Raw genomic sequence first — 15,637 nt, 5'->3', positions numbered from 1 at the left:
CCCCTGCTCCCCCAACGCCTCCCCGCGGGTACGCGGCCCCGGCGAAAGGAGCGCCCACGCAATACGCATCCCGCACCCGCCGGCGACGAAGACCGCGCTGAGTTCCAACATCCCGTGCGGGGCGACGAGCGACAGGAAGGTGCCGAAGCGTCCGTGCGCCGCCATGAACCCGCCGTCGACGGCCAGGTTCGCGGTGTTCATGTACATGGCGACGAACGGGAAGACCAGTGTCACGCCGCCGAACAAGGCCAGCGCGGACACCCAGGCGTTGTTCACCCACACCTTGAACCCGAACGACCCCGGACTGAACTGCGTGTAGTACGTCTCGAACTGCCCACCGGGCCGGAACACCCCGTTCACGAGATCGGGTGACGCCAGCTCCCCCTGCACCCGCGGATTGGCCGCGATGTACCAGCCCATGAAGAACGCGGCCACCAGAGATACCAGCGCAGTGGCGATCCACCAACGTCGCGCTCTGTAGAGCGCCGCAGGAAAGCCGTCCGTGAAGAAGTAGAGGATCTCCCGCCACGCCGGAACCCGCGGGCCCGCGATGGCGCCGCGGGCAGTCGCCAGGAGGGACGACAGATGGCCGACCACTATTGCGTCCGGCGCAGCGGACCTCACTACAGACAGGTGCGTGGCGACGTTCTGGTAGAGCGCGACCAGTTCGTCCGCCTCGGCGCCGTCCAGCACGCGGCTCCGACTCGACAACTGCGCCAGCCGCGACCATTCCGGGCGGTGCGCCGCCGCGTACGCGTCGATGTCCACGTCGGAAGACCCCGCCTCTGTGAAGAAGTCTCTGGTGAGAAACTGTGCGCCCACCGTATGAGCGGTCTACGGTTGCCGCAACAAAGTCACGGCCCCGGAGTGGAGAGGAAGACCTTGAGCGACCTGGTCATCGGCGAGGGCGTGGCCCTGGATCTCCGGCTCGCCAAGCTGCCGAGCCGGGCGCTGGCCCGGCTGCTGGATCTGCTCGTGCAGGGCGGGTTGATCGGGGTGCTCGCCGCGGTGCTCGGGGTGGTGGAGTCCGTCGGGGCGCTGGACGACGCGGTGCTGGCCGGGCTCTTGATCGTCATGACCATCGCGGTCGTGGTCGGATATCCGACGCTGTTGGAGACGGTCACCCGCGGGCGCACCCTGGGCAAGATGGCACTCGGGCTGCGCGTGGTGCGCACCGACGGCGGCCCGGTGCGGTTCCGGCACGCGTTGGTACGCGCCCTCGGCGGGATCTTCGACCTCTACGCGACCGTCGGCGTGCTGGCGGTGGTGACGTCGTTCTCCTCGAAGCAGGGCCGGCGTACCGGCGACTGGCTGGCCGGGACCGTCGTGCTCCGCGACCGGGCGCCGGACGCCGGTGTGAGTCCGATGGGGATGGCCGCGCTGTCGATGCCGTATCCCCTCCTCGGCTGGGCGCAGCAGTTGGATCTGTCGGCACTGCCGGATGACGTGGCACTGTCCGCGCGCCAGTTCCTGACCCGCATGCACGAGATGCGGCCGGACGTCGCGGCGCGCCTGGGCCACGAGTTGGCGAGCGAGGTCATCCGGTACGTCGCCCTGCCGCCGGCCGGGACGCCGCCGTGGGCGTACCTCGCGGCGATCACCGCCGAGCGCCGGGTTCGGCAGATGCGGGCCGCGGAGGCCACGCAGCGGGAAGCCTGGGAGCGGGCGCAGGCGCGGTATCCGGCTTATGCCGGGTCGCCGGCTCCGGCCGCATTGCAGGATCCTGCGAAGGGACCGCAGCTGCCGACTATGCCCGCTATGCCGCCGGTGCAGGACCGAGTGCAGGATCGAGTGCCGGAGAGCACGCCCGAGGCCGTCGCGGAGGCTGAGGAAGACGGCTTCAAGCCGCCGGTCTAGACGCGCGGGCCAAGAGCGAGCGCCGGACAAGAGCGAGCACCGCACTGGGACCGCGCACCACATGCACTGCACGGCGCAGCACAGCACAGCACCCAGCCCCACTGCGACCGCGCAGCACAGCACGTGCACAGCACGTCAACACACGCACTACATGCACAGCACGGCAGCACGGCGCACCACATGCACGGCACGGCAGTACCGCGACCAACCGCGAACCCCACCCGAAAACGCCGAAGCCGGCCCCGCCCAGCGGAACCGGCCTCGACCACACGGAACCTCAGTACCGGTAGTGCTCCGGCTTGTAAGGACCCTCGACCTGCACGCCGATGTAAGAGGCCTGCTCCGGCGACAGCTTCGTCAGCCGCACCCCGAGCGCGTCCAGGTGCAGCCGGGCCACCTTCTCGTCCAGGTGCTTGGGCAGCACGTAGACCCCGACCGGGTAGTCCGCGGTCTTGGCGAACAGCTCGATCTGGGCGATCACCTGGTTGGTGAACGAGTTCGACATCACGAAGCTGGGGTGGCCGGTGGCGTTGCCCAGGTTCAGCAGCCGGCCCTCGGACAGCACGATGAGGGTCTTGCCGTCCTGGAACTTCCAGGTGTGGACCTGCGGCTTGACCTCGACCTTCTCGATCCCCGGGATCTTGGCCAGGCCGGCCATGTCGATCTCGTTGTCGAAGTGGCCGATGTTGCCGACGATCGCCTGGTGCTTCATCGCGGCCATGTCGGCGGCCATGATGATGTCCTTGTTGCCGGTCGCGGTGACGAAGATGTCGGCGCTGGCGACCACGTCCTGCAAGGTGGCGACCTGGAAGCCGTCCATCGCCGCCTGGAGCGCGCAGATCGGGTCCACCTCGGTGATGATCACGCGGGCGCCCTGGCCGCGCAGCGACTCCGCGCAGCCCTTGCCGACGTCGCCGTAGCCGCACACGACCGCGACCTTGCCGCCGATCAGCACGTCGGTGGCCCGGTTGATGCCGTCGACCAGCGAGTGCCGGCAGCCGTACTTGTTGTCGAACTTGCTCTTGGTGACCGAGTCGTTGACGTTGATCGCCGGGAAGAGCAGCGAGCCCTCCTTGGCCATCTCGTACAGCCGGTGCACGCCGGTGGTGGTCTCCTCGGTGACGCCCTTGATGCGCTCGCCGATCGCCGTCCAGCGATTGCCGTCCTCGGCCAGCGAGCGGCGCAGCAGGGCCAGGAAGACCTGGAACTCCTCGCTGTCGGCGTCCGAGGTGTCCGGCACGGCGCCGGCCTTCTCGAACTCCGTGCCCTTGTGGACCAGCATGGTGGCGTCGCCGCCGTCGTCCAGGATCATGTTCGGGCCGGTGTTGCCGTCACCGGAGTCCGGCCAGCGGAGCATCTTGTCGGTGCACCACCAGTACTCCTCCAGCGTCTCGCCCTTCCAGGCGAAGACCGGGACGCCCGCCGGGGCCTGCGGGGTGCCCTGGCCGACGACGATCGCCGCCGCGGCGTGGTCCTGGGTGGAGAAGATGTTGCAGGACGCCCAGCGCACCTCCGCGCCGAGGGCCGTAAGGGTCTCGATGAGCACCGCGGTCTGCACCGTCATGTGCAGCGAGCCTGAGACGCGCGCGCCCCTCAGCGGCTGCGCGTCCGCGTACTCGGCGCGGATCGCCATCAGGCCGGGCATCTCGTGCTCGGCCAGGGTGATCTCCTTGCGGCCGAATTCGGCCAGGGACAGGTCAGCGACCTTGTAGTCGCTCGGAGTGAGGACGCTCACGGCGTTTCTCCTGTTTCGTCGGCTGACGTTGCGTAGTTGAATCTAGCGGAGCGTGGCGGGGTACCGCTCACGCGGCCTTGGTGGCTTCGTCGATCAGCAGGACCGGGATGCCGTCGCGGACCGGGTACACCAGGGCGCACTCCTTATCGGTGCACGCCAGGGCCGAGGCCGCCTCGTCCTCGCGCAGCGGCGCGTGGCACTTCGGGCAGGCCAGGATCTCCAGCAGGGAGGGCTCGATCACGGGAGGGCTCCAATCGGTTCGGGTCGGAGACCCGGCGAACCGGGTCGGGGTGGGGCGGCCGGGCAGGAGGCTCAGGCGCGGATGATCGCGAGCACTTCGTCGCGCAGCGCGGCCACCGCGTCGGCGTCGGCGGCCTCGACGTTCAGCCGCAGCAGCGGCTCGGTGTTCGACGGCCGCACGTTGAACCACCAGCCCTGCCCGGTGACGGTCAGGCCGTCGAGTTCGTCCACGGTGACGCCGGGCCGGGCCCCGAAGGCGGCGCGGACCGCGGCCGAGCGGCCGGCCTGGTCGGCGACCTCGCTGTTGATCTCCCCGGAGGAGGCGTAGCGGGAGTAGTCCGCGGCCAGTTCCGACAGCGGGACGTCCTGCCCGCCGAGCGCGGCCAGCACGTGCATCGCCGCCAGCATGCCGGTGTCGGCCTTCCAGAAGTCCTGGAAGTAGTAGTGCGCCGAGTGCTCGCCGCCGAAGACCGCGCCGGTACGGGCCATCTCCTGCTTGATGAACGAGTGGCCGACGCGGGTGCGGACCGGGACGCCGCCGTGCTCGCGGACGATCTCCGGCACCGCCGCCGAGGTGATCAGGTTGTGGATCACCGTGGCGCCCGGGTGCTTGGCGAGTTCGCGGACCGCGACCAGCGCGGTGATCGTGGACGGCGCGACCGGCTCGCCGCGCTCGTCGACCACGAAGCAGCGGTCGGCGTCGCCGTCGAAGGCCAGGCCTAGGTCGGCGTGGTGCTCCAGCACCGCCCGCCGCAAGTCGACCAGGTTCTTCGGGTCCAGCGGGTTCGCCTCGTGGTTCGGGAAGGTGCCGTCGAGCTCGAAGTAGAGGTCGACGACATCCAACGGCAGCCCCGCGAACACTGTCGGGACCGTGTAGCCGCCCATGCCGTTGGCCGCGTCCACGACCACCTTCAGCGGGCGGATCTTCGACAGGTCGACCAGATTGTTGAGATACGCGGCGTAGTCGTTCAGCATCTCGCGCTTGCTGACCGTGCCGGTCTTGTCCGAAGCCGGTAGCGGGGTGCCGTTCAGGATCGCCTGCGCGGCCTGCCGGATCTCCACCAGACCGGACTCCTGGCCGATCGGCGCGGCGCCGGCCTTGCACATCTTGATCCCGTTGTACTTCGCGGGATTGTGGCTCGCGGTGAACATCGCGCCGGGCATGTCCAGCGCGCCGGAGGCGAAGTAGAGCAGGTCGGTGGAGGCCAGGCCGATCTCCACGACGTCGACGCCCCGGGAGGCGGCGCCGCGGGCGAAGGCCGCGGCCAGGTCGGGGGAACTGGGGCGCATGTCGTGGCCGACCACGACGGACGGGGCGCCGACGAACTCGGCGAAGGCCGCGCCGAGGGCTTCGGTGTCGGCCTCGTCGAGCTGGTCCGGGACCACCCCGCGTACGTCGTATGCCTTCACGATGAGTGACAAGTCGTGCCCGGCCACTGGCTCCCGCTTTCAGGTCTGGTCGTACGTCCGGCTGCTTCGCGACGAGCCTATCTTGGGCGGAGCATGGCGGTGGTGTGGTGGTCGCGGGGCGACCACCCGGACGACCCGAATGAGGACGTAGGGCGTGCCAGTGTTCCATCCGCCCCGGCAAGCGCTAATCTCCACCAAGTGAGCCCAGCCCGCAGATGTTCGCGAACCGCGTGTAGCCGTCCGGCCGTCGCGACGCTCACCTACGTGTACGCGGACTCCACCGCCGTCCTCGGTCCTCTGGCCGCCTATATCGAGCCACATAGTTACGACCTGTGCGCGGAGCATTCCACCGGGCTGACCGCGCCCCGAGGGTGGGCCGTGCTGCGCCTGACGGCACCCGACCCGGGCCCGGTGCAGCCCTCGTCGGACGACCTCGAAGCGCTGGCGAACGCGGTACGAGAGGCCGCTCGCGCGCCCCGTGGGGAACGTGGGGGCCGTGGGGGCCGTGGGGAGCACGACAAGCGTGGGGACGACGGGGACGGTGCGGTGCTGTCGCGCGCCCGGGGCCACCTGCGAGCTCTGCCCGATCCCGACCACTGAGCCGGATCCGCGCTGGATCTGAGCCGGATCTGAGCCGGATCCGACCTGGTTCCGCCGGTTCCCCGCCGGATCGGCCCCGATTCTCCGAGTGCCCGATCTGAGCTGCCGCTGAGCTGCCCTTGAGCCGGATCCGAGCCGGGCCGGCCGGCGGATCGGCCCCGAATCCAGCCCGTCACCAAGGCCGATGCTGAGCCGTCGCCGCCGCGAAGACCGAGGTCACGCCGTAGTCGGCACGACACGTGGCGAATGACTGTCGCCGAGCGGCGGATCGGCGGTTACGCTCGACGCGTGCCCATCACTGCCTCGATCAGGTCGGGGGCCGGTCAGGAGCCGCGCCGCCGGAAGCATACGCGTGACCGGCGCGGGCGGGGTCTGCGTGGCCCGCTCGCCCCGCCGCAGGTCCCGCTGGCCTTGACGCGCGCCGAGCAGTTCGACGAGCTGGTGCTGGACGCCGTGGAGCGTCTGGAGCGGCGCTGGCCGAAGCTGTCCGAGGTGGAGCTGGCGGTCGAGGAGGTCCCGCCGGCCGACGCCGAGCACTGGAGCGAGGAGGCCGTGCCGCTGGGCCGGGTGATCACGGACCGTCCCGACGAACCGGTGCGGATCGTGCTGTACCGGCGGCCGGTGGAAGCCCGGGCCGCGGGTCGGCCGGAGCTGGCGGACCTGGTCTACGAGGTCGTCGTGGAACAGGTCGCGGAACTGCTGGGCATGGAGCCCGACGAAGTCGACGAGGGGCGGGATGTGGACGGCTGAGAGCCGGACGCCCGCCCTCCTCAATAGAATTGTCCCCATATATAAGGTGTTGCACCTTATATATGGGGACTCGTTATATACAGGGAGCCCTCAGAGGCTCAGCGCGTGACCGCACCCGAGAGATCGGGCGCCACCGGCGGCACCGACGCCGACACCCGCGCGTCCTCCAGGTCCTCCGCGGTGAACTGCATCCCGCCCTTTTGCGGCAGGTCCGACAGGGTCCGGGCGCCGTAGACCGGGTCGGAGCCGGGCTGCGGCTGGATGATCGTGGTGAACCAGCCGGTGGCCTTCGGGGTGTAGGCGACGGTGCTGCCGGCCCCGATGGTCACCGAGTCGGTGGCCGGCTTGCCGTCCGCGCCGACCGTGGTGACCTGGACCGTCGAGCCCTTGCTGCCCTCCGAGGTGAGGATCAGCGTGCTCTTGGCGTTGCCGCCGACGTTGCTGTCGGCGACGATCGCCTGGCTGCCGACCGGCGGGGTCGGGGCCAGGTAGGCGCTGTCCTGGGTGTTGCTCTTCTGGTCGCTCTCGACCAGCCGGACGCCGCTGACGAAGGAACCGCCACTGCCGACGATCTGCACCGCCGCCGATTCGGTGGGGTCCTGGTCGTCGCCGAGCATGTTCAGTATGACCGTCTTGTCGGCGTCGATGGTCATCGGGCTGTCCCGCTTGGTGTAGCCGTTGCCCGGGTCCTTCGTCTGCCCCGCCAGCTCGATCCGGCCGCTCTTGCCGTACCAGTAGACGTGGTCGATGTTGACCGGCTCGTCGCTGGTGGCGGTGATGACGAGGTCGAACTTGGTCAAGGTGTTGCCGGGGGCCGGGATCCCGGGGATGGTCTGCGTCATCTGGGCGGCGACGGCCGGCGTCTGGGCCGGGATGAAATCCATGCCGCGGCCGGTGTTGACGTCGCTCTTCAACGGCTTGTCGATGTCCAGCACCTGGGCGGCGACCCGGCCCTCGGTGGTGGTGACGTGCACGCTGGCCACGGCGCTCTGCTGGGCCGCCGGGCCCAGGGAGCTGCTGAGCAGATACTCCATCGAGGTCTTGGGCAAGATGGTGATGTCGTGCCCCAGGGAGCCGGTGTCGATCTTGCCGCTCTGGCCGTAGTACGTCAGGTTGACGGTGGCCGGGGCGTTGTCGGTGTTCGCCATGTAGAGGTAGGAATCGCGGTCACCGGTGCCGACCGAGACCCCGGCGAACCAGAAGTCGGTGCTCGGGGTGGTGCAGGGGGTGGCGGCCATGCCGCGCTGCACACCGGTGTCGCTGCGCAGGACCTCGCTGGAGGTGAAGCCGGGGGCGGAGGCGCCGTTGGCCTGGAGGACCAGGGGCACCGAGCGCATCAGGCCGGCGTCGTCGGTGACGGAGATGAACTGGTTGACGCCCTGCACGGTGGAACGGGTGCCGGGCGGGCCGAACTTCAGCTGCGGGAAGGGCTTGCCGCCGTCGACGTACTGGATGCCCGCGCCGTCGTTGCCGGTCGTGGCGTTACCGGCCGGGGTGAAGGCCGTCAGGCTGGTCGAGGTGTCGCTGCCGGCGCCGATCTCGCCCTGGCAGACCTGGGTGGCGCTGCCGATCGGGAGGGTGCGCGAGCTCTGTTCGCTGACCCCGGACTTGTCCTGGCTGCGGGTCGAGTAGCCGTAGCCGAGGCCGGCCAGCAGGACCACCGCGACCACGCCGAGGGCGCTGAAGGTGGAGATCGGGGAGGTGCGGGTCTTGGCCAGGCCGCGGCCGCGGGTGGGGCCGGCCGAGCCGGTCGAGCCGGTCGGGCCGGCTCCGGTGGGGCGCGCGGGGCGCTGCGGGCGGTTCCCGGCGCCGGAGCGCTCGGAACGGGTCGGCCGGGTCATCGGTAGCCTCCCTGCCGGTGGTCGTCGGTCTCGAAGTCGGGGCGCTCGTATTCACCGGTGCCGGGGCGCAGGTAGCCGCCGTACGCTTCGGGGTTCTCGTACTCGCCGCTGTACTCGGCGGCGGCGTACTCGTGGCCGCCGTACTGCTGTGCGTACGGGTCCGGTTGCTGCGCATAGGGATCTGGCTGCTGCGCGTAGGGGTCCGGTTGCTGGGCATAGGGATCCGGCTGTTGGCCGTACGGATCCGGCTGTGCGTAGGCGTCAGGCTGCTGCGCATACGGATCCGGCTGTTGCGCGTAGGCCTCCTGCGGAGGCTGCTGCGCGTAGGGATCCGGCTGCGCGTACGCGTCCTGCTGGTACTGGTACTGCTGGTCGTACTCCGCAGGCTGTTCATACGACGCGTACTCGGGCTGCGGCTCGGGCTGTGGTTCCGGCTCCAGCTCCGGTTCGGGTTCCGGCTCGCGCTGCTGCTGGCCTGGCAGGCTCGGCGGGACGTAGTCGTCTGCGTCCTGCGCCGGACCGCGGTCCTCGGCCCGGCCCCCGGTCGGCAGCGCCATGATCAGCGCGAACAGGAAGATCAGACCCTCGGCCAGCAGCCACGCGGTGCGCGACACGTCCGAGTACGACACCGTCACGGTGCCGCCGCCGGCCGGCAGTTGGAAGCCCTGGGCCCAGCCGTCGACCGTGACCCGGGGCAAGGCGGCGCCGTTCAGCTTCGCCGACCAGTTGCCGTCCGCGTCGTCGGCGAGCACCAGTTGGCGGCCGTCCTGGCCGGCGGCCACGGTGGCCGTGACCGAGCGCTCGGTGGCGCTGGTCTGCTGAAGCGCCTTGGGATCGCTGGTTCCCGGGCCGCGCAGCGCGAGCCGGGCCGCCGGGTTGGAGATCTTCCAGAGGTTGACGCCGCCGATCTGCGACTGCCGGTCCAGGCCGGGGGTGGCGTCGAGGATGTGCACGTAGTCCGGGTTCAGGGTCTTCATGCCGACCACGTAACGGACGCCCAGGGACGCCAGCCCCTGCAACTCGCTGCCGCCGGAATCCGAGAGCAGCCCGCCGACCAGGGTGTTGATCCGGGCGGCGTCGGCCTGCGGGACCTGGTAGTCGGCGTCGCCCAGGCTGGCGCCGTTGTCCCGGACGATGCCGTAGCCGATCACGGTCTGCGCGCCGGAGGCCAGGATCAGGGCCCTGGGCTGGTCGGGCATCTGGGACTGCACCGAGACCACGGCCGGCCGGAAGTCCGCGGCGGACCGCTGGATCGGGCCGGGCACGCCGTTGGTGACCCACCAGGCGGCCGCGAGCACCGGGGTCGACATCGCGGCCAGCGCCACGACCAGGGCGGCCGGCTGGCGCCAGCTCAGCTGCGAGGCTTGGAAGTAGTCGCGCGCGCCCTCGGCGCCGATCACCGCGGCGGTGATCAGGCCGAAGCCGATCGCCGCGGTCGGCACGCCGCTCCAGGGCTGCTGCGGCAACCCGCCGGCCAGACCGGTCGGGCGCACCTGGAGGGCCAGCAGACCGGCGGCGAAGCCCGCCAGGGCCAGAATCCAGCCGGCGAAGGCGATGCGGCGGCGCGGGCCGCTGCGCAGCAGGCCGGCCAGACCGGCCAGGAGCAGGCCGCCGGTGATCCAGTAGGCGTAGGTGCCGGGGCCGCCGGGGTTGGCCAGCAGCAGATGCGTGGGGTCCGGCTGCTTGCCGGGCACCGGCGGCAGGCCGGGCTCCAGCAGCAGGGCCCCCGGGTGCTTCACCAGTTGCAGCGACCACGGCATCAGCACCGCGATCGGCGTCACCAGCAGGATCGCCAGCCGGATCAGCACGGTGGCGAAGTCCGCGGTGGAGCGCCAGAACACGGTCAGCGTGGCGCCGATCGCCAGCACCGCGGCCAGCAGCCAGACGATCGGCGCGAAGGCCGTGGCGATGGCGATCGCGAACGCGGCGGGCCAGGCGGCCCGAACAGAGCCCTTACGCCCCGGTCCCCCTATAGCGAGCAGCACCCCGGAGGCCGCGAGCGGCAGCAGCATGATGCCGACCGCCGAACCCAGCCGGCCGCCGGAGATGGCGCCGGTGGCCGCGGGCAGCAGCGCGTAGGCGGCCGATCCCCAGACCCGCATGGCGCTGGAGGAGACGGTCCGCTTGAGCACCGCGTAGGCAGTCAGTCCGGACAGCGGTACGGAGCCGAGCAGCAGGACGGTCACCGCGAGGCTGGCGTGGCCGAAGAAGAGGGTGCCGAGCAGGGCCACGACCGCCAGGTACGGCGGGGCCGGGGACGTCGAGCCGGTGGCGACGCCGTGCCAGGAGGCGAAGAAGTCGTGCCACAAGTCGGAGGCGCCGTTGGGCGCGGGCAACAGCGCGCCGCCCATCAGACGGCCGCCGGTGAGCAGGTTCCGCGCCGCGACCATCATCACGATCAGCAGCACGATCCACACGAAGTTGCCGGGCATCCGGACCGCGCGGATCAGCCACGGCGTCCCGGAGTCGAAGGACTCGGCCTCCTCGGAGACCGGACCGCTCTCGATGGAGCCCTGGGTCGCCTCTTCCTCGCTCTGGTTCCGGGAGCGGAAACCCTCGAAAGTGTTCTCGAAGGTGAGGCGGAAGACCTGGATCCGCGCGGGGAACAACGTGGACAGGTCCACGGGTCTTTGTGCGCGGGTCCGGGCTCTGGCCCGCCGGGCCCGGATGATGCGGTCCATGCGGCCGGCGTACGCCAGCGCCGCCAGCACCTCGTCCGCGGCCTTCAGCGGCGTCTTGTTCAGCAGCAGGCCGATGGCCCGCAACAGCGACCAGAAGAACAGCCGCAGGAAGGTCAGTATCGGGAAGCGTCCGGAGTGGTTGACGGTGACCGCGTACAGCGCGTGCTGCCGGTCCTCGAAGTGCGGCCGGGAGACACCGGCGCTGATCCGCCGCTCGCCGCGGGCCGCCGCCTCGGCGTGCCAGAGCACCGCCTTGGGCGCGGTGAGCACGTCGTAGCCGGAGTTGTTCACCCGCCAGCAGAAGTCCAGGTCGTCCCGGAACATCGGGATGGCGCGGTCGAAGCCGCGCAGCCGGTCCCAGACCTCGCGCCGGATGAGCATGCCGGCGCTGGACACCGAGAGCACGCGAGTCGGTTCCAGGTGCTGGCCCTGGTCGTGTTCGCCGTCCTCCAGGCCGGTCCAGCGGCGGCCGTCGGCGGTGACGGTGACGCCGACCTCCAGCAGCTGCTCGCGGTCCACCCAGCCGCAGATCTTGGGGCCGATGACACCGGCCTCGGGGTGGTACTCCCCCACCTCCAGCAGCCGCAGCAGGGCGTCGGGGGCGGGCTCGGAGTCGTCGTGCAGCAGCCACAGCCACTCCACGACCTGGCCGTCGCCGCGGCCGTAGAGGTCGAAGTCGACGACCGGGGCGGCCTTGAGCGCGTGGTTCACGGCGGTGCCGAAGCCGGTGTTGCGCTTGGTCTGGAGCACCGCCTCCTGGCCCAGGTTCTCGTCCAGGATCGCCAGCGAGTCGTCCTTGGAACCGGTGTCCACGGCGAGGATCCGCTGTGGGGCGCGCAGCTGCCCGCGCAGCCCGCGCAGGGAGTCCTCCAGCCAGCGCGCGCCGTCGTGGGAGACGATCACCGCGGTGACGACGTGGTTCGGGAAGGCGTTGACGGCCGCCTCGGCGGCGGCCCGGCGCCGGGCCTCGACGTCGGCCACGGCGAACTGCCCGGTCCCGCCGGGCTGGGCGCCGTAGCCACCGGCGGCGAACTGGCCGGTGGCGGCCAGGCCGCCGGTCCGGTATCCGGATTCTGGGTACTGGGACATGTGGCGCTGGCACCGGCTCCGGTCTCGGGAATCCCCGCTCGGGGGCGGACTGAGGGTCCACCATACGCGAGGGTTCGAGGATGCTGACCGGCTATGCCGTTATGCCCGAATTGCGTTCCCGGGCAAGGGGAAGCGCCCGCCGGGCCCTGCGGGAAGAGTCCTCTACAAGTCCTCTTCGCCGGGCCCGGCAAACGTCACAGGACGGCTATACCGCTCATACCGCCGCACGCTTGAGTCGGCGCCGCTCGCGCTCGGACAGCCCGCCCCAGATCCCGAAGCGCTCGTCGTTGGCCAGCGCATAAGTCAGGCACTCGGCCTTCACCTCGCAGTTGAGGCAGATCTTCTTCGCCTCCCGAGTCGATCCGCCCTTCTCCGGGAAGAACGACTCGGGATCGGTCTGCGCACACAACGCGCGGGACTGCCAGCCGCGGTCCTCGTCGACCCCGTTGTGGAGCGGGTAGATGCGGTACACCTCGGCGTGGCAAGCCTCTTCCGCGCCCTCTGTGTACTCCGCGGCCTCGGCCACCGTACGCCTCCCGGCCCTACCTGGTCCGCACAGAAGAAGATCACTCCCCGTGCGGAGATCATCACGACACGTTTGAAATTACACGCGCGTCATTACCGGGCCGTCAAGCCGGGATCTGGTAGCGACCATGCGATTCACCTGTTGGAGCTAATACGCGGCCCCCACCATGCGGACCTCGCTTGACAGCGGACCCGGGTGCCGGATGGGGTGGGGTCATCATGAACGCGCGACTTGTGACCGCCGAGGGCCGCCGGGGCCGGATCCCCGCCGCGGCGCTGGTCGAGGTTGCGCACATGCCGTCTTACTCCGCGATGGAGCCGTGTCGCGGTCTGTGTTGTCGCTGTCGCTGTCACAGCTGACCGAACAGACCCACCGAGTACACAGCCCTGACCGTTGCCCGGCCCGTCGGGCCGGACGCCTTTGCGGAGTTTCCCCCATGCCGAATCAGGCTTCCTCTGCGCCGACCGCCGCGCTCACGCTGCCGCACGACGCCCTGGCCCCCGATCTCGTCGCGCTCTTCCTCGGCGCCAGGCCACACCCCGACATCGTGATACCGGAACCCGTGGTGACGATCGCCGAGCTGGCCGCCGCGGCCCGGGCCGCGGGGGTGGCGGCCGGCGCGGCGAGCGCCGGGCTGCGGTGGGACGCGGCCCGGCAGCGGTTCGCCTCCTGAAATACTGTCTTCATGCGCATAACAGCCCTTGCCGGAGGCGTCGGCGGAGCCCGATTCCTCCGCGGCCTGCTCGCGGCCGCCCCGGACGCCACCGTGACCGTCATCGGAAACATCGGCGATGACATGACCATGCACGGTCTGCGGATCTGTCCGGACCTGGACACGGTCATGTACACCCTCGGCGGCGGGATCCACGAGGAACAGGGCTGGGGCCGGACCGAGGAGACCTTCGGGGTGGCCGACGAGTTGAAGGCGTACGGCGTGGGCCCGGACTGGTTCACGCTCGGCGACAAGGACATCGCCACCCACCTGGTGCGCACGCAGATGCTCGGCGCCGGGTACCCGCTGTCGGAGGTGACCGAGGCGCTGTGCACGCGCTGGGAGCTCCCGGTGCGGCTGCTGCCGTCCACCGACGAGCGGGTCGAGACCCACGTCGTGGTGGACGACGCCGAGGCCCCCGGCGGGCGCCGGGCGGTGCACTTCCAGGAGTACTGGGTCCGGATGCACGCTCCCGACGCGCACGCGATCGTCTCCGTCGGCGTGGAGAACGCCAAGCCGGCGCCGGGGGTCCTGGAGGCGATCGCCGAGGCCGACGTCATCGTGCTGCCGCCGTCGAACCCGGTGGTGTCGATCGGCACCATCCTGGACATCCCCGGGATCCGCCGGGCCGTGGCCGACGCCGCGGCGCCGGTGGTGGGCCTGTCGCCGATCGTCGGCGGCGGCCCGGTCCGCGGGATGGCCGACAAGGTCCTGGCCGCCGTCGGCGTCGAGGTCTCGGCGGCGGCCGTGGCCGAGCACTACGGCGCGGACCTGCTGGACGGCTGGCTGGTGGACGCCGAAGCGGACGCCGGCGCGGTGGCGCGGGTGCAGGCCGCCGGCATCGCCTGCCGCGCGGTGCCGCTGATGATGTCCTCCCCACAGGCCACGCAGGCGATGGCGCAGGCGGCCCTGGACCTGGCCGCCGAGCTCACCGCGACGAAGGCCGCCGCCGCGAAGACCGCGACCGGCTCGGCGTCCTGACCGATGACCGACACCTCCTACACGGTGCACGCGATCGCCGGGATCCCCGAAGTCGGCCCCGGCGACGACGTGGCGGCGCTGATCAGCGCCGCGGTGACGGAGTCGGGCCTGGGCCTGCGCGCCGGCGACATCCTCTGCGTCACCTCCAAGATCCTGTCCAAGGCCGAGGGCCGGGTGGTGCGGGCCGACGACCGCGAGGCCGCGATCGACGCCGAGATGGTGCGGCTGGTCGCCCGGCGCGGGCCGACCCGGATCGTGCAGACCCGGCACGGGTTCGTGATGGCCGCCGCCGGGGTGGACGCGTCCAACACCCCGGCCGGGACCGTGCTGCTGCTGCCCGAGGACCCGGACGGCTCCGCACGGGACATCGCCGACGCGCTGCGGGACCGGTTCGGGGTCGCGGTGGGCGTGGTCGTGACCGACACCTTCGGGCGGCCGTGGCGCGAGGGCCAGACGGATGTCGCCATCGGGTGCGCCTATGTCAACGCGCTCATGGACCACCGCGGCACGATAGACGCCTTCGGCAACGAACTGCTGGTGACGGCGGCGGCCGCGGTGGACGAGCTGGCCGGGGCCGGCGAAGTGGTCAAGGGCAAGGCCGACGGCGTGCCGGTCGCGCTGATCCGCGGGCTCGGCACCCTGGTGACCGAGGAGCCGGGACTCGGTGTGCGGCCGCTGATCCGGGCCGCGGAGAACGACATGTTCTCGCTGGGCACGCAGGAGGCGATGCGCGAGGCGGCGACGCGGCGCCGGACGACGGAGTGGTTCGCCTCCGATCCGGTGCCCGGGGACGTTGTGCGGCGGGCGGTGGCCGCCGCGCTGACCGCGCCCTCGCCCGCGCCCGAGGGCCCGGCCCCGTGGCGGTTCGTGCTGATGGAGTCCGAGACCGCGCGCAAGACGTTCGCCGGCGCGTTGGCCGACTCCGTTCTTGAGCGCGCGCCGTATCTGGTCGTTCCGTGCCGGATCGCTATAGCGTTCCCGGACCCGGAGTTCCTGACGGCCTCCCTAGGGGCTGCGGTGGAGAACTTCCTCGTCACCCTCGCCGCCGACGGCATCGGCTCGAAGTGGACGACCGCGGATCCCGGCGTCGTCAGAACCCTTCTAGCGCTTCCGAAGGAATGGGAACCACTGGGAGTCATCGCTATAGGGAAACCCGCGGAGGCGCCTACCGCGCAGACTCCGCGGGATCCCGAGGACTACATCGCCGTACGCTGA

At 71.0% G+C, this 15,637-nt stretch carries 13 protein-coding genes; 6 read left to right on the top strand and 7 right to left on the bottom strand.

What is annotated here, in order from left to right; all coding sequences use genetic code 11:
* The coding region (locus tag IZR01_RS30260; protein WP_194925865.1) for a stage II sporulation protein M at positions 1-768 on the bottom strand (768 nt) is incomplete at its 3' end.
* Positions 769-882: 114 nt separating this feature from the next.
* Here IZR01_RS30260 and IZR01_RS30255 point away from each other — a divergent pair.
* Entirely contained in the window at positions 883-1,857 is a 975-nt protein-coding gene (locus tag IZR01_RS30255; RefSeq protein WP_228560535.1) for an RDD family protein, read from the top strand.
* A 277-nt stretch (positions 1,858-2,134) separates the two neighbouring features.
* On the opposite strand, the gene ahcY is transcribed toward IZR01_RS30255, so the two are convergent.
* From ahcY to IZR01_RS30240, 3 genes are all read right to left on the bottom strand, one after another.
* The gene (ahcY, locus tag IZR01_RS30250) at positions 2,135-3,592 is read right to left on the bottom strand and encodes an adenosylhomocysteinase (protein ID WP_194899547.1); all 1,458 of its coding nucleotides are present in this window, start codon (positions 3,590-3,592) and stop codon (positions 2,135-2,137) included.
* Between the two features lie 67 nt (positions 3,593-3,659).
* Positions 3,660-3,833: a Trm112 family protein gene (locus IZR01_RS30245; protein ID WP_194899548.1), complete on the bottom strand. Its 174-nt coding sequence runs from the start codon at positions 3,831-3,833 to the stop codon at positions 3,660-3,662.
* 71 nt (positions 3,834-3,904) lie between these two features.
* Complete coding sequence (locus IZR01_RS30240) at positions 3,905-5,269, bottom strand: phosphomannomutase/phosphoglucomutase (RefSeq protein WP_323746750.1); 1,365 nt, start codon at positions 5,267-5,269, stop codon at positions 3,905-3,907.
* A gap of 171 nt (positions 5,270-5,440) precedes the next feature.
* On the opposite strand from IZR01_RS30240, the gene IZR01_RS30235 reads away from it, so the two are divergent.
* Both IZR01_RS30235 and IZR01_RS30230 read left to right on the top strand, forming a co-directional pair.
* A complete protein-coding gene (locus tag IZR01_RS30235) occupies positions 5,441-5,842 on the top strand; it encodes a DUF3499 domain-containing protein (protein WP_194925863.1) in 402 nt (133 codons plus the stop codon).
* 246 nt (positions 5,843-6,088) lie between these two features.
* Positions 6,089-6,592: a metallopeptidase family protein gene (locus IZR01_RS30230; protein WP_194896357.1), complete on the top strand. Its 504-nt coding sequence runs from the start codon at positions 6,089-6,091 to the stop codon at positions 6,590-6,592.
* 98 nt (positions 6,593-6,690) lie between these two features.
* Here the strand turns inward: IZR01_RS30230 and IZR01_RS30225 are convergent, their stop codons facing one another.
* The 3 genes from IZR01_RS30225 to IZR01_RS30215 all read right to left on the bottom strand — a co-directional run bounded on the left by IZR01_RS30225 (position 6,691) and on the right by IZR01_RS30215 (position 12,675).
* Positions 6,691-8,433 carry a DUF5719 family protein gene (locus IZR01_RS30225; protein ID WP_194925862.1) on the bottom strand — a complete coding sequence of 581 codons (1,743 nt, stop codon included), beginning with the start codon at positions 8,431-8,433 and terminating at the stop codon, positions 6,691-6,693.
* Complete coding sequence (locus IZR01_RS30220; RefSeq protein ID WP_194925861.1) at positions 8,430-12,203, bottom strand: glycosyltransferase family 2 protein; 3,774 nt, start codon at positions 12,201-12,203, stop codon at positions 8,430-8,432. The genes IZR01_RS30225 and IZR01_RS30220 overlap by 4 nt, the downstream gene beginning before the upstream one ends.
* A 214-nt stretch (positions 12,204-12,417) precedes the next feature.
* On the bottom strand, positions 12,418-12,675 hold the full coding sequence (locus tag IZR01_RS30215; protein ID WP_194896374.1) for a WhiB family transcriptional regulator: 258 nt from the start codon (positions 12,673-12,675) through the stop codon (positions 12,418-12,420).
* A 490-nt stretch (positions 12,676-13,165) separates the two neighbouring features.
* Here IZR01_RS30215 and IZR01_RS30210 point away from each other — a divergent pair, with 490 nt between their 5' ends.
* The 3 genes from IZR01_RS30210 to IZR01_RS30200 are packed head-to-tail and all read left to right on the top strand — an operon-like array spanning position 13,166 to position 15,637.
* Positions 13,166-13,402 carry a hypothetical protein gene (locus IZR01_RS30210; RefSeq protein WP_194896360.1) on the top strand — a complete coding sequence of 79 codons (237 nt, stop codon included), beginning with the start codon at positions 13,166-13,168 and terminating at the stop codon, positions 13,400-13,402.
* Positions 13,403-13,414: 12 nt separating this feature from the next.
* Positions 13,415-14,422, top strand: a complete 1,008-nt coding sequence (cofD, locus tag IZR01_RS30205) for a 2-phospho-L-lactate transferase (RefSeq protein WP_194925860.1) — start codon at positions 13,415-13,417, stop codon at positions 14,420-14,422.
* A gap of 3 nt (positions 14,423-14,425) precedes the next feature.
* Positions 14,426-15,637, top strand: a complete 1,212-nt coding sequence (locus IZR01_RS30200) for a coenzyme F420-0:L-glutamate ligase (RefSeq protein WP_194925859.1) — start codon at positions 14,426-14,428, stop codon at positions 15,635-15,637.

Source organism: Catenulispora pinisilvae (assembly GCF_015356865.1).
GTDB lineage: Bacteria > Actinomycetota > Actinomycetes > Streptomycetales > Catenulisporaceae > Catenulispora > Catenulispora pinisilvae.
This window is presented reverse-complemented; position numbering and strand designations above follow the sequence as displayed.

Excerpts from the sequence above, each read along its gene's own strand:
- IZR01_RS30230 (WP_194896357.1), top strand. The coding sequence starts at position 6,089 with ATGACTGTCGCCGAGCGGCGGATCGGCGGTTACGCTCGACGCGTGCCC.
- IZR01_RS30225 (WP_194925862.1), bottom strand. The coding sequence starts at position 8,433 with ATGACCCGGCCGACCCGTTCCGAGCGCTCCGGCGCCGGGAACCGCCCG.
- IZR01_RS30220 (WP_194925861.1), bottom strand. The coding sequence starts at position 12,203 with ATGTCCCAGTACCCAGAATCCGGATACCGGACCGGCGGCCTGGCCGCC.
- IZR01_RS30210 (WP_194896360.1), top strand. The coding sequence starts at position 13,166 with ATGCCGAATCAGGCTTCCTCTGCGCCGACCGCCGCGCTCACGCTGCCG.
- cofD (WP_194925860.1), top strand. The coding sequence starts at position 13,415 with ATGCGCATAACAGCCCTTGCCGGAGGCGTCGGCGGAGCCCGATTCCTC.
- IZR01_RS30200 (WP_194925859.1), top strand. The coding sequence starts at position 14,426 with ATGACCGACACCTCCTACACGGTGCACGCGATCGCCGGGATCCCCGAA.